The 14,541-nt window shown below is 35.9% G+C and carries 10 protein-coding genes; 2 read left to right on the plus strand and 8 right to left on the minus strand.

Annotated features, from left to right (window positions below):
• Positions 1–211 precede the first annotated feature (211 nt).
• Positions 212–1,090 carry an AraC family transcriptional regulator gene (locus tag OZP07_RS13225; RefSeq protein WP_281635456.1) on the plus strand — a complete coding sequence of 293 codons (879 nt, stop codon included), beginning with the start codon at positions 212–214 and terminating at the stop codon, positions 1,088–1,090.
• A gap of 230 nt (positions 1,091–1,320) precedes the next feature.
• Entirely contained in the window at positions 1,321–3,264 is a 1,944-nt protein-coding gene (locus tag OZP07_RS13230; RefSeq protein WP_281635457.1) for a glycoside hydrolase family 97 protein, read from the plus strand.
• A gap of 268 nt (positions 3,265–3,532) precedes the next feature.
• Here OZP07_RS13230 and OZP07_RS13235 read toward each other — a convergent pair whose 3' ends face one another.
• The 8 genes from OZP07_RS13235 to OZP07_RS13270 all read right to left on the minus strand — a co-directional run bounded on the left by OZP07_RS13235 (position 3,533) and on the right by OZP07_RS13270 (position 14,461).
• On the minus strand, positions 3,533–6,433 hold the full coding sequence (locus tag OZP07_RS13235; RefSeq protein WP_281635458.1) for an exo-beta-1,4-galactosidase: 2,901 nt from the start codon (positions 6,431–6,433) through the stop codon (positions 3,533–3,535).
• Positions 6,434–6,609: 176 nt separating this feature from the next.
• The gene (locus OZP07_RS13240; RefSeq protein WP_281635459.1) at positions 6,610–7,893 is read right to left on the minus strand and encodes a bile acid:sodium symporter family protein; all 1,284 of its coding nucleotides are present in this window, start codon (positions 7,891–7,893) and stop codon (positions 6,610–6,612) included.
• Between the two features lie 80 nt (positions 7,894–7,973).
• Positions 7,974–8,636 (minus strand): aspartate/glutamate racemase family protein, encoded by a 663-nt coding sequence (locus OZP07_RS13245; protein ID WP_281635460.1) that lies wholly within the window; start codon positions 8,634–8,636, stop codon positions 7,974–7,976.
• Positions 8,633–10,015, minus strand: coding sequence for a four-carbon acid sugar kinase family protein (locus OZP07_RS13250; RefSeq protein ID WP_281635461.1), 1,383 nt, complete (start codon positions 10,013–10,015; stop codon positions 8,633–8,635). Before OZP07_RS13250 ends, OZP07_RS13245 begins: the two co-directional genes overlap by 4 nt.
• Positions 10,015–11,256, minus strand: coding sequence for a ribulose-bisphosphate carboxylase large subunit family protein (locus tag OZP07_RS13255; RefSeq protein WP_281635462.1), 1,242 nt, complete (start codon positions 11,254–11,256; stop codon positions 10,015–10,017). The genes OZP07_RS13250 and OZP07_RS13255 overlap by 1 nt, the downstream gene beginning before the upstream one ends.
• Positions 11,257–11,360: 104 nt before the next feature.
• A complete protein-coding gene (locus tag OZP07_RS13260; RefSeq protein WP_281635463.1) occupies positions 11,361–12,002 on the minus strand; it encodes a zeta toxin family protein in 642 nt (213 codons plus the stop codon).
• Positions 12,003–12,005: 3 nt separating this feature from the next.
• A complete protein-coding gene (locus OZP07_RS13265) occupies positions 12,006–12,263 on the minus strand; it encodes a hypothetical protein (RefSeq protein ID WP_281635464.1) in 258 nt (85 codons plus the stop codon).
• 80 nt (positions 12,264–12,343) lie between these two features.
• Complete coding sequence (locus OZP07_RS13270) at positions 12,344–14,461, minus strand: hypothetical protein (RefSeq protein WP_281635465.1); 2,118 nt, start codon at positions 14,459–14,461, stop codon at positions 12,344–12,346.
• Between the last annotated feature and the right edge of the window lie 80 nt (positions 14,462–14,541).

Below are 14,541 nucleotides of genomic sequence, written 5' to 3' on the forward strand. Positions count from 1 at the left end.
CCGACTTTATTAATTCTATGCCAAATTTTCATTTTAACAGCAAAAAAAATTAAAACTTCTATTACAGCAGTTATTTAATTAATAAATTTGATTATCAGTTTTTTTAAACCAATATATTTTAGAATAAAAAAACAAATTTAATCCACGAAAACGATTTTCTTTTATCCAAAAACGATTTTTTATTACTCAAAAACGATTTTTATAAATTATTATGTCTAAAAATACTTTTAAATATTCTTTTTCATTACTGCATATTGATTACGTGAAACTCAATCATCATTGGAATTATTACAATGTTATCAGTCCCTACTACCGCTTGTATTATATAGATGAAGGAACTGGATTTATTTCTGACAGTTATGGCCAGTTTAGATTAGAGCCGGGTTACTTATATCTTATTCCTAGTTTTACAATATGCAACCTCAACTGTGATGACTATTTGAGTCAGTATTTTATTCAATTCTTCGAAGAATCAGCGGACGGAATTTCTTTATTCAACAACAACCGAAGCGTAATGAAACTGCCTGCATCAGATATTGACATCTGTCTTGTCAAAAAAATGCTGCAGAGCAATCCCGGAAGAGGAATTAACCGCTCGGACAATCCAAAAGTTTATGAAAGAGAAGCTTATTATAAAGAATACAGTGCTCTGAATGATGCAATGAAAACACATCTAAAGTTTGAAAATCAAGGAATTATTCTGCAGCTTCTTTCCCGATTTCTGAACACCAATAACTTCAAGACACAACAGCCGCAGGTTACACCTTCTAAAATACTTGACACAATGAGTTATGTACAGCTTAATTTGGACAAAAACCTCACAGTGGCGGAGTTATCAAAAAGAGTAAATCAGAATCAGGATTATTTTTCAAAACAATTTCTGATTCATACGGGACAAAGACCTTTAAATTATATACATGAAAAAAAAATAGAAAGAGCACAATATCTAATTGCCACCACTAATAAAACCTTTTTAGAAATTGCTTTGGATACCGGTTTTTCTAATTTGCCTCATTTTTCAAAAATATTCAAACTGATCGTAAGCCTTACTCCCGGAGAATACCGAAATCAGATTAGTCATTTGAATTAAATTTACTTTCATTTAAACCCTCTTTACAGAACTTCTGCTTCAACGGACTTTAACACACTGAAAAACAACACACAACACAAATAATATCAACACATTACACTCTAAAAATAAATTAGCATAACACATTAATTTTTTTCTATATCATTTTTTTAAGTAAAAGTGTTATTTTTACACTTATATTTGCTTTTTTAAAACACTGTTTTTACTAACCAACCAAAAATACTGTAACAATGAGATTTCTTCTAATTAGTCTTTTTTTTATTTCTCTTTCAAATTCATTACAAGCGCAGTCAGTGTCAGCTTTAAGTCCTGATAAAAATATAAAACTTGAAGTTTCAGTAATAAATGGCAGTGCTTATTACAATCTGTTTTATCAAAACGAAGAATTCCTAAACAAGTCGCCTTTAGGTCTTGTAAGTTCAGTAGGTGACTTTACAAAAGGTCTTAAACTCGCTGGAAGCACTTCCGGTAAAATACAGGATTCTTATAAACTTAACCGTTCTAAAGTCAGCCAGGTCAATTATAAAGCCAATGAAATAAAATGCATTTTCACAAATACAGCGAATGATACTCTAAATGTAATTTTCAGAATTACAAATACAGATGCCGCCTTTAGTTATCTTCTTCCAAAAAGTAAAAAGAACGCTGGCGACTGCACTATTGAAAAAGAAATAACAGGTTTTAAACTTCCAGTGGGAACGACCACTTTTATCACTCCTCAGGCACCGCCATCAAGCGGCTGGGAGAAAACCAAACCGTCATATGAAGAGGAATATACAAGAGAAGAGCCGGTGGGAACAAAATCACAATACGGACTAGGTTATACTTTTCCGGCACTTTTTCATCTGGGAAATAAAGGATGGCTGTTAATTTCTGAAACCGGTATCAGCGGTAATTATCCAGGAACCCGATTGAGTGATGCCAATGCCGATGGAATCTATACTGTTGCTTTTCCTCAGGAAGGCGAAAACAATAATCAAGGTACCGCTACTGCTGTTGCTGCATTACCGATGCAGACTTCATGGAAAACAATCACGCTTGGAAAAACATTAAAACCAATTGTTGAATCAACCGCTTCAACAGATGTTGTAAAACCGCTTATAAAAACTTCTAAAATATTCGAAACAGGCCGTGCAAGCTGGAGCTGGATTGTATGGCAGGATGCAAGCTGTAACTATGATGACCAAAAAACTTTTATTGATCTTGCAGCCAATATGAAATGTGAATTCATATTGATTGATGCGCTTTGGGATGTCAATATTGGAAAAGAAAAAATGACCGAACTGGTAAATTATGCCAAATCCAAAAATGTCGGCGTTATACTTTGGTACAATTCTAATGGCAATTGGAATACCGCACCGCAAACTCCAAAAGACAGAATGAATACGCATGAAGCGCGGCTGGCAGAAATGCAGTGGTTACAGCAGATTGGCGTAAAAGGATTAAAGGTTGATTTTTTTGGCGGTGATAAACAAGTCACGATGAAAATGTATCATGACATACTTACCGATGCAGCAGAATTTGGATTAGGCATCAATTTTCATGGTACTACCCTTCCGCGCGGATGGGAAAGAATGTATCCAAATTATATGACGAGCGAAGCTGTGCTTGCGTCTGAAAATCTAGTTTTTCAGCAGACCTTCAGCGACAGATATCCTACAACCGCAACTATTTACCCTTTTACCAGAAACGCAGTAAGTTCAATGGATTTTGGACCAGTTTTTCTTAACAAACGATTAAACCGTAATCCTGACAAAGGCACAATACGTAAAACTACAGATGCATTCGAAATGGCTACTGCGGTTGTCTTTTTTTCTGCCGTGCAGCACTGGGGATTAACACCGGAAAACTTAAACGAAAAGCCAGCCTATCTATTTGATTATTTAAAAAAGATACCAACAGTATGGGACGAAACCCGTTTTATAGATGGCTATCCTGGTAAATACTGTGTTATTGCCCGCCGAAAAAATACAAAATGGTATGTAGCAGCGATCAACGGCGAAAACGAAGCAAAAAAAATCAGTGTAAATTTATCCATGCTTAAAGGCAAAGAGGTTTCTATTATCTCTGATGGCGAAGGCGCAGAGTCAAAATTCGGCACTAAGAAATCAGATAGCGGCACATTCAGTCTGGAGCTTTCTCCAAATGGAGGAACCGTAATATTTATGCCTTAAATAATAACAAAAAAAAGAGATCTCAGTTGGATCTCTTTTTTTATCTAAAAATTTTTCTAAAGAAAGTTTTTTAGAAACATAAAATATTTTCAGCTCACCCCAACCCTCTTCAAAGAAGATTGAATCGGATTATTTTATGCTTCTAAATGATATTATAAAGCAGTTGCTTCTGAAATAATTATAAATTAAAAAAGTCCCAAGCCGGATAAAACACAGCTCGGGACTTTTTAAGTCTTTTAATATTAATGAAGACTTGAATATTCAGGTGCTACTTCACTTTATTTTGGTTCGAATTAGGTTTCAATTCATCCGGACTGTCTTTCGTATAGGTATTAAACACTTCGTGGGACGGACTTACAAAAACATCTTTTATTACCTCAAAATCCAGTATGCTTTTCGGATTGAATTTATCCGAATCCATATATTTTATAAGCGAGAAAAACAATTGCTTTGCTGCAGGTTTATTTACCATATCAGGACCAATATTGGCACTGCTTACAATAATTTTTCCCTTTCCTGCCTGAGCTTCAAATACTAAAGCCAGTCTGCGGTTCATAAACCAAGTATCTATTGGCTGTACCAATGGACGGAAATCTGCCGGGAAATCTTCCAGATTCATGACCTGTGAACGATTTTGGATTTCCCACCACTGCAGATCACTATGAAAACTAGTCGGAAAGTCTTTAAACGCAGGACTTTTATCCTGAATCAGCATTCCAGTAACATGCGGCGGACGCATTTTGAACCAGGAAGTATTCCAAAAAACAGGAAGAAAATGCATTTCAACTTCTTTTCCTTTTATCACTTTGCCTGAGGCATTCAAAAATACTTTTCCGCCATTTTGCAGCACCTCTTTTGCCTTATCATCTAACTCTGTTGTGTAATAAACTGAAGAAGGAATTTCTATATTTTTCTCTGGATATACCCAAAAATTCCAATCGTTGGCAAAGACTGTATCTTTGATTTTTACTTCAAGATTTAATTTGGATGCAGCGGTAATTCCGCTTAGCGAAAAATCTATATTTCCTGCGAAAAGACCATTCCCGTTTTCGAATGTTTTAGGCTCAAAACTTCCGGAGGAAAGAATAGTACCCTTTTCATTTTTGATTGTCCAATTAATTACGGCATCTTTTAAAGGTTCTTTACCCGAATGGGAAAGAACAATTGCTGCATTAAAAGTTTCTGCATTAGTATAAACAAACTTTGAAATTTTTGCCAAAGGAACAGTTTCGTTACAAAATCGGGCATATTCTTGGGCAGACACATATCCTTTTTCCTGAAAAAAAGCATCAAGAACTCCCACTAACGCAGTTCCCTGCCCAGGAAAATCCTGCAGCCCCAGCATTTGAAAACCAGCATAACCAGGTGTTCTCAATATTTTCTCAATTTCATTTTTATAACACAAAACCTGTAATTTACCAGAAGCATTTAAAAAATCTTTTGCCTGATTGCCCATCTTATGGTCTTCAAGATCCTGACGGAACATTTCAAAATTTTTGGCTCTGTAAACACCTTTGTATTTTTTAATTTCTTCAAAATTTGGGAAAACACAGTACTGCCCTATTTCGTGGGCTACAAAAGGAACTTTAAAAGGAGCAATCCCAGTACTAAAATCCGATTCTGTTTCAGGCATTTTGTCCCATTTTAATCCTCTAACGCCTCCTCTGGCTTGATATTCTGCATTTGGAACCACAGGCCAGCTTCCGCCTACAGTCATACCAGTATAAACCCTTCTGCTGTCTTTTGCTTTCCAAAAATCCACAAATTGATTTAGGTATTCCACTTGCTTTCCAGCAGGCTCATTTCCGGCAGATAACATCACAAATGATGCATAATTCCCATACTCTTTTGCCATTCTCATGGTTTCGTCATATAAATATTGATCCACAGGCTGTCCCAATCCTATCTTAGGACCATGATTAGGCCAGCTTGGACCTTCGGGCTGCAGATAAAGACCAATTTTATCAGCAGCAATAAAAGCGGCTTCGGGCGGACACCATGAGTGAAAACGCACGTGATTTAACCCGTGCTTCTTGATAATTTTAAAAATTTTAGTCCAGGCTTCTACTGTTGCAGCGGGATAACCTGTTAGCGGAAATTCACAATTGTGAACCGTCCCCCTGAGAAATACAGGCACATCATTTATTAAGAATTGGTTTTCTTTAATTTTAAATTCACGCATTCCAAACTGAACGATTTTTGCATCGCTTGTTTCTTTCGAAAAAAGTTTTGCTTCCAAATGATACAAAGCAGGATTAAATTCATTCCAAGTCAGCATCCTGTTTCCAAAAGGCAGTTCAAGTTCAATTGACTTTTCTTCCTGTTTTGACACAGAAAGACTGCTAGTGATCTCTTGCGTTTCATCAGATTCTTTAGAATTAAAACTTTTAGCAGCTATAGAAATTTTGCCGCTAAATTGATTTTGAGTACTGTTATTAATGGTGATTTTTACGCGGGCTTTTCTATTTTTTACATCCGGATAAATTTGAATATCATCAATATAAACCAGTGAACCGGACTCTAATGCGATTTTTCCAATGATACCATTCCAGTTTCCTTGTGTATGATCAGTTATACTATGAGAATCAGGACCTACATTAATTTCTTTAATACGATTATCAATTCGAATAGAAATTCGCTGTTTACCCGCTGCGAGATATGGACTTAAATCATAAACATGAGGTGCAACCAATGAATTTCGCAGCCCCACTTCTTTATCGTTTATCCATACTCTGGTTTCTATATGCGTTCTTTCCAAATGGAGCAAAACCCGTTTACCTGTCCAATTTACAGGAATGTTTACCTCTTTTTGGTACCACGCTGCGCCAACATAATGCTTTGCGGGAGTCAGCCAAAAAGGAATATGTATATTTCCTGGCTGACGATACTTTGCTAATCGCGGCATGTAATAATAGGAACTGTCATAAATAGAACCAGTCCATTTTGTTTTCAACGTTATCTCATCCCCTTTTAAGAATTGTGCCATAGAGCCTGGAAGCTTTATCACATCTGAAAGATTTTTATTGTACCATTTTCCAGCTACGCCCTCATCATTTCGGTCAATTTCAAAACGCCAAGTACCGTCAAGCTTAATTTCTTCCTTTTTGAAACTGCTTAAGAAAAACAAAGCCACAAATAACAGGCTGAAATAAGTGTATTTTTTTATCATTTTATATTTTTATATTGAATACATAATCGGCATAAAAATAAAATAATGACATGCAATTGTTATCCTGTAGCATCCTGCTATGAAAAACATAACAACAATAACAGTCAGCAAAAAATAACATTGCATTTTATCAAGCAAAATAAGAGCATTCGCTAAACAGCAGTTACATGGTGGTTTTAATTTATAACTGCAGTAATTTCTGTCTCTTCCTCATTACCCTTCTTTCGCCAGTAATTAGCCAGTAAAGAACCTGAAACATTCATCCATGGACTGAATACCGCAGAAGCCAATCCAACCGTTGCAAGTTTCCCCATAGCACCTGCCAATCCAGAAGCCATACCCCCATTTTGAAGACCGACTTCGAAAGCAATCGTCTGACTGCTCTTTTTGTCGAGACCGCTGATTCGGCTGAGCCAGTAACCAAAAAAGTAACCTGCTCCATTGTGCAGAATTGAAGCCAAAAAAAGCAAAAAACCAATCTGAATCAGATTGTCTCTTCCTGCAGCAGTGGTCACCAAGGTAAAGTAAATGATACCAAACATGGAAAAATACGGCATGATGAGATCAATTTTTGAATAAGCCTTATACAGCAGGTGATACAATGTCCCAACGACAAAAGCGCCACAGCTGAAATTTACGATTTCTAAAACGTGAGCTGCCGTACTGTCATCTGCAATTGTGAAAAAATTTCCAAACAATACAACAACCAGCCAGATTGCTGACAGAGTAGTCAGAATATAAATTCGTTTTCTGGCTGTTGTTCCATAATTTTTAAGAATATCATGAATCATCGCTGCCATCAAAGGCACAAGAACAATTTTTATAATTTCCATCATCATATTGAAGAACTGTACTTCGACCATAGTTCCTGCAAATATTTTCATCAGAAACGGAGTCATAATCGGTGCCGCTAAAGTGGACATAGCCGTTACGGTTACAGACAAAACCAGATTTCCTTTGGCAATATAGGTCATCACATTCGACGCCAGTCCGCTGCTGCACGAACCTATCAGGATAATTCCTGCAGCGATTTCGGGTTCAAAACCAAACGTTTTGGCGATTAAAAAACCCATAACCGGCATGATGGTAAAATGCCCCAGCAGACCAATCAAAACGCCTTTGCCCGATTTTCGGATACCTGTAAAATCCTCGATACTCATCTGCGTTCCCATTCCGAACATTACCATTTGAATGATAATCAGAATGAGCCATTTGTTGCGCATATCGAAACTGCCTACATGCAGGAAAAAGTCGGGATAAATCAATCCTGCGCAGACAGCGGTAATAATCCAAAAAGTGTATTGGTAACCACTCAATATTTTCAGATTTCCTGCTCCAATGGCAATACTCGAAAATCCAAAGATTAATCCGATTTTCCAAAGGATGTCTATTTGCTGTAACCAGCCAAACATAGCCAAAATAAAAAATATCGGAGCAAGCCAAAGAAAATATTTACGCATATAATTTTGTTTTAATGTATTTTTTATAGTTTTCAACACAGACCTAACAGGTTTTTAAAACCTGTTAGGTCTAACTTTATTTAAAAATAAAGCTCTGCTAATTTTTTCATAGCAATAGCAGGACTTGCCAAAATCGGAACCAGTTTTTCTTCGGCACTCAAACCATCAACTACACGAGCCATCGAAGCCTGTGCCAGCACAATTACATCCACTTCTTTCATTAATTCTTTCAGGGCTTTGGCTACCATTTCGTCATGTTTGGGAGCATCGCCGTTCATTAAAGCCTCAAAAGCACCTTCGCATAATTTAGATGAAATCGTTACCTTTTTGCCCGCCGCTTCGGCTCTTCGCTGCACTAAATCGCTGGTCGGTTCCAATGTCGTTGGCAAGGTTGCGATCACACCAATTTTACTGCTGATCTGTACCGCTTCATCTGCCATAGCCTGATCTACGCGAATCACGGGAACAGTACTCAAAGTTGCTGCCGTTTCGATGGCCCTACCAATGGACGAACAGGTTACCAGAATCACATCGGCACCTGCAGCTTCGGCAGCCTGAACGTGGCTCACGACCCTTGCAGCTGTGTTGGGCATTAATTTTCCTTTTTTAATGACGTCTTTTATCAGACTGTCATCGACAATATTGAAGGTTTCTGCACCTTTTAAAAATTCGCTGCTTAACTGCTGAAATAACGGAACCAATGTTGCCGATGTATGTACAAAACCTAAAACTTTTGCGCTCATAATTTTTCTCCTTTTAATACTTTTATAAAATAATCGGCGGTACCTACCTGACCACCTTTAAAATTCATTTCTATTCCGTTTACCCATTCCCTGTCCGAAACCGCCCTGCAAAGCGGTGCTCCGGGTGCGATTGGCGCAATCATTTCCAATGCAAGAATATCCAGTTCGGAAGCCGCATAACTCGATGTATCACCGCCTGCAAAAAGGATTCTTTTTAACGGAACTGCCTTTAATACTTCATTGGTTATCTCTCCCAAAACACTTCCGTAAATACTGCTGCATTGTTTCTGAATTTCGGTTTCCGAAAAACCTTTGGCTTTAAAATAGGTTTCGGTTTCGGCAATACGCAGATCATTCGAACCAGTACTCGTATGCAGAACGGTACTTTTACCCTGATTGAAATTAATTATGATTTGAGCAACGGTATTCTTTATAATTTCTGTCTGATAGTCGCTGTCAACAGCTTTGCTTTCTAAGGCAATTTCCTGAAATCCATTCTGCAAAGCATACTCAATTTGTTTGGATGTTACTGGAGAACAGCTTCCCGACAAAACCAGCAAAGGAGAAACTTCTCCCGGGAATTCGAATGTGGTTTTGTTTCTAATGATTTTTTCTTCTTCCCAAGCCAATCCCAATGCCATTTCGATTCCCGAAGAACCTACAGAGAACAATGTTTTTTCAACAGCTAATCGATTAAAAGCTGTTCCAATTGTTTTGAGGTGCTCCAGATTAAATCCATCAAAAAAGAGGATTTCGGCTTGGTTATTCATAACTACTTCTAAAACTTCCGAAGTCCCTTTTTCGATTGTTGTTAAATTGATAAGACTTATTGATTTGTCTGTTTGTTTTGCCAGATGAATCGTCAAATCACCCTCCAGCATTGGCGTGACAGGATGCTTACTCATGGATGGATGACGATCAATGCGGTAAATTTCGCCGTTACCGATAGTTCCCATTCGGGCAAAAAGGTTTCCAAAAACGCAAAATCGTCCCAAATGTGGTGCGGATGGCGAAACCAAAACTGTTTTTTGGTTAAAAACTTCACTTCCGATTTCAATTGCCTTTCCGATATTGCCAACGTGTGGCGCGGAATCGAAAGTGGAACAGACTTTATAATGAAAATGATTTGGGGCAAAACTTTTCAGATTTTCAAAAGCAGTATAAAGTTCTGTTTCCATTTCCGATAGTGACATCGACCTGCTTTTTCCCGCCAGACCAATGGCCTGAATTCCCGGAAAGCGGTCTAAATCTTTTTGATTCGGTTTTTGAAGAAATAAAACGGTTTTCACTCCAGCCAAAGTAAGAAATTCTAGAGCATCAGTTGAGCCTGTGAAATCGTCGCCGTAATAAGCCAATAGCAGTTTATCCTTTGAACTCATTACTTCGAGAATTTTTTAACCGATTCGGCAAATTCCGGATATTTCAATGCTGTTTCTTCTACTGACAAACCGTCAACAGCTCCTGTCCAGGCCTGCTGTAAAGCGTTTACTCCGGCTTTGGGTCCCATTGGATGTGCCAAAATTCCACCGCCAGCCATGTACAGTAAATCGGTAGTTTGGGTTCTTCGATAAGTTTCTACCGCTTGTCCGCCCCATTGTCCGGAAGATACTACCGGCAAAATTTCGTTTCCGCCCAAAAAAGGTTTTAAACAGGATTGTATCGAAGTCACCACTGAATCATCGGATTCCCAAAATTTATTCTGGATTCCGTTAACATGCAGCTGATCCACTCCTGCCAGACGCTGTATTTTTTGATAAGCAGGAAATTCAATTCCCAGCAATGGATGTCGGTTCAGCATTCCCCAGCCGTTTCTGTGACCATGAATAACGAGTTCGCCTCGATCGCAGATTTTTTTTGTTCCTGCCAAGCCCACGCTGTTGATGCTGACCATTGCACAGCTTCCTTTTTCCTGCTGAATCAAATCGTATTTACGCTGCATTTCATCAATTTCATCACTGATATTGAAGGCATACATCACTTTTTTGCCTGTTTTTTGCTCATTGTCACGAATGACTTTCATAATGCCTTTTACGCGGTCATCAAAAAAAGAATTCGCCGCCGATCCCATCAATTCATCGTCTTTGATGAAATCGATTCCGGCTTCGATTAAGGTTTTTACCAAAGCAGCGGTTTCATCAACGCTCATTCCTATACTTGGTTTTATGATGGTTCCAATCATAGGTCTGTTAGTCACTCCACAGGATGATTTAGAGCCTTTGATTCCGAATTTTGGCCCTGTGAAATGAGTTGCGAAAGAATCCGGCACTTCAAAATCCATTAATTTCAATCCGGTAAACTGCGTGATTTCGTATAGATTTCCTTGTAGAGTACTGATCAGAACCGGCAGATTATAACCGAAGTTCTCAATCGACCAGCTTACTTTTACTCTTGCTTTCTGGTATTTCTTCCCCGGAATACTTCCTCCCGGAATGGATGGTTCATCTGCCAAACCCAATAATTGAATATCCTCCACACGGGCTGCAAAACGTTTTTTCAACTCTTCGGTTTCGCCCGGAACGGACACAAAAGTCCCCGATGACTGCTCACCCGCCAAAACCGCCGCAGCCTGTTCTACCTCGTAAGGGGTTTCAATAAGATACTCCGCAAAAACTCTTTCCATTAAATTTATTTTTAAGATTCTAAATTAAATGAATTTATAAAAAGTAAGTGTCCTGCGGTGTGCTGTATTAAAGATTTATTTTAATTAAGAAGTGTAATCGAATTTTATAAGTCTGATTCTGCTTCAACTATTAAATTGGTTATAACCTGAAGATTTTGCACAAACCATTCAGGCAATTCATTACTGGGAATTGCAGAAGAAGGCATTCCATTTTTCAAATTAACAAGTTCAATATGTTCAGTACCAGAAGTATCAAGAATTTTTACAGAATCAAAAATTGGAAAATATTTATCCAATTTTACCAAATTACCATAAAAATTTTCTTCAACTGTAATTGGATCAACATAATGCCCGCCTTCCTCTGATCGTGCAACTACACGTAAATAAGACGAAGATATATTGGTAAGTCCGAAGAAAAACAAATGAGTTTTATAACCTGCTTCTTTAAATTTTTTAGGAATATCCCAAGTTGCATCATTTGTAAAATGTCCCTCATATGCAAAATCAGCATTTTTATCTAAAGATTCAGCTACCAATGCATCAAATGTTTCTGCTACAAAATCTCCTGCAAGTTTCCGGCATTCTTTATGGGGTCTAATTCCCTGAGCCCAAAAATCACTTTTTTTCTGCATGAATAATTTATCACCATCAAAAACTGAATTTCTTAATTTTTTAGGTACATAATCTGGTCCGACAGAGGATTTACCGGCACCATTTGATCCTGTAATTATTATTAAAACAGGCAAGAATTATTTAATTGAAAATTTTAACCGGCGTCTTAATTTATTTGCTTCTATTGAGGATAGTTCGCTAATAACATTAATATTCCTTGTGGATGGAACAACAGACACTAATTTTATACTTCCATTAGGATATTCTAAATAACATTTATCAGAATCAAGCTCCTTTACATTTATCATAAATGGAAGCCCTGCATGGAGTTTTTGATCACGCAATTTGCGGATTACAATTCCATTATTAGTTGTATTTATTCTTTTAATTGCCATAGTTCAAATATAAGGTTTTTTAATTTGGTATCAAAATCGGGTTTTCTAGTTGCTGATTAGAACAATGTTTATTGAAATTATTATTGATTGTTTTTATTATGAATTTTATCTATAAAAATTTCATTTCGTTTTTTTGCCCTTTCTAATAGCGTTGAATATTTTAGTACTTCGCTATAAATTGACCCATGACTCCTTTCAAATCCTACAACTTTTTGAGAAGGTCTGAACAAATAATCAAACTGATATGAATGTTCATAACTACTTACACGACCTAAAACATCTTTTGGCTCAATGGCTTCTCCTAAAAGGTAACCATAAAATGTTGTTATCTGAAACTTATCTTGTGTATAATTTCTAATTAGACTTGCATACATATCAATTTGGGTAAGATGTTCCGAAACATTTACCTCTGTTGACTTAAACTCAAGTATTAGACATTTGCCTTCTTCGGGAAACAATAATACATCTGGACGTTTAATTTTTCTATTTTCACCTAATGAAGTAAGATATTTTTCTTCTTCAACAGTAAATATCTCTTTAAAAAGTAACTCGCCATTAATTTCGACCTTGCTTAATTGTTTTTCAGAAGAACCTTTAAAATAAATAAAATCTTCATTTAAAATCCATAAGTCACTATTTTCTGAATCAGTAGATTGTTGTTGAAACAACAAATTATGTATTAATGATTCACTAAATGAAGTACCCTTTTTTGTAGATTGAATTGCTAATTTTTTTGCTAGAATTTTATCAAACAGATCCAAAACTAATTTTCTTCTTGCAACATAATGCGTTAGAGAAGTTTTGTTTTGAAGCGGAATTACTTTTACTAATTTTTTAATTTCAGATTCCAATTTTTCTGGATAATCATCTGCTGTGGTGTCTAAATCTTCTAGTTTATCTATTGATTCTTTTATTTTAGCATCGATATTTGCAGTCTTTTTAGCTTCAGCTTCATAAAATTTTTCAAGGATTTTACTTTCGTTATCATTTATAGAAATATTTAAATCTTTAGCTGTTTCATCATCTAACAAAAACATTTCTTTTAATTTTTCAAGTTGAAGATCATGATTTTGTTTCACTTCCTCAATTTCTGGATACATTGTGTCAATTTTTTCATTTACACCTTGCTGAATATCTTCAAGGAGAATTTCTTCTGTTTCAAAAATATCACCTTTACCAAATGTTTCACTTGTTGGAATATTTAAAATTCCACGAATATTTGTATCTCTATTATCAATATAATTACTGGAAATAAGAAAAAGATATTTGAATCCCTTAACATTATCATTTTCAGCTAGACTTTCTAAACTTACATTCGATTCTTCGATGATTTCTCCCTTGGAAGTAAGTTTCAAATCATTTGATTTTAAAATTTCTTTTCTAATTTTAAAAGCATCAATAGTAAAATCTTCGAATTTATCAATTTTTTGAAATCCCTTACCATTATCGGCAACCTTAGAAAATTGCAATTTAAGATAATCCGTTTTATCAATTATTGGAATATCACTTTTAACTATTTCTGATTCACCAGTCAGCGATCCGTCTAAATAACACTTTATCTTAATTGCAGGAAGTGAGTTTGCATTATAACAGAAATAGTGAACATAACGTTCTAAAAGCGCCTCTTTTAAAGTTTTATCAGTGAGTGAATTATAAATATTACTCTTTTCTAATATATCTTTAAAAGTGATTTCAGTTCCTGATTCATTTGATTGTGAAACAATTTTATTTTTATGAAAAACAATTGCATTATTATCTAAAAAAGTTTTGTTCTTGGAAATTATAAAATTACGTTCAAATAACGATTCACCTTCTTTAAAAATGCTTTTCACTTCAGAACTATCAAAATAATGCGCATACTGAATTCTCCCTGAACCAAGATTTTTATAACCTTTAGTAAAATCTTTATAAGTGTTAAATCTTTTAAATTCAATATCATTAAATCCTATACCATTATCTTTTATAGTAATACTTTCAAATTCAGAATAATTACCAAGATTTGATTTAATTTTTATTGTTATATTTATTTTTCCATCGTATTTCAAATCCTCTTTAGCTCTAATTTTTATAGCTTCAATTGAATTTGTAAAGGCTTCAAAAATTGGCTGGAGAGCTCGTTGCGATTTTTTAATATCATGCAAAACCCCAGCAAATTTAAGGTCATTAGTAACTACATAGAAACTTTCAGAGAAATTCATTTTCTTTTTCTTGCTAAAGTAATAAAAAAAATATTCACATCGATGTATAGCGTAGTGATCAAAAAATGTCCTGAAGCTAA

Source organism: Flavobacterium marginilacus, assembly GCF_026870155.1.
GTDB lineage: Bacteria > Bacteroidota > Bacteroidia > Flavobacteriales > Flavobacteriaceae > Flavobacterium > Flavobacterium marginilacus.

Bases quoted from the DNA above. Each gene is read 5' to 3' on its own strand.
- OZP07_RS13225 (WP_281635456.1), top strand. From the start codon at position 212: ATGTCTAAAAATACTTTTAAATATTCTTTTTCATTACTGCATATTGAT.
- OZP07_RS13230 (WP_281635457.1), top strand. From the start codon at position 1,321: ATGAGATTTCTTCTAATTAGTCTTTTTTTTATTTCTCTTTCAAATTCA.
- OZP07_RS13235 (WP_281635458.1), bottom strand. From the start codon at position 6,433: ATGATAAAAAAATACACTTATTTCAGCCTGTTATTTGTGGCTTTGTTT.
- OZP07_RS13240 (WP_281635459.1), bottom strand. From the start codon at position 7,893: ATGCGTAAATATTTTCTTTGGCTTGCTCCGATATTTTTTATTTTGGCT.
- OZP07_RS13245 (WP_281635460.1), bottom strand. From the start codon at position 8,636: ATGAGCGCAAAAGTTTTAGGTTTTGTACATACATCGGCAACATTGGTT.
- OZP07_RS13250 (WP_281635461.1), bottom strand. From the start codon at position 10,015: ATGAGTTCAAAGGATAAACTGCTATTGGCTTATTACGGCGACGATTTC.
- OZP07_RS13255 (WP_281635462.1), bottom strand. From the start codon at position 11,256: ATGGAAAGAGTTTTTGCGGAGTATCTTATTGAAACCCCTTACGAGGTA.
- OZP07_RS13265 (WP_281635464.1), bottom strand. From the start codon at position 12,263: ATGGCAATTAAAAGAATAAATACAACTAATAATGGAATTGTAATCCGC.
- OZP07_RS13270 (WP_281635465.1), bottom strand. From the start codon at position 14,461: ATGAATTTCTCTGAAAGTTTCTATGTAGTTACTAATGACCTTAAATTT.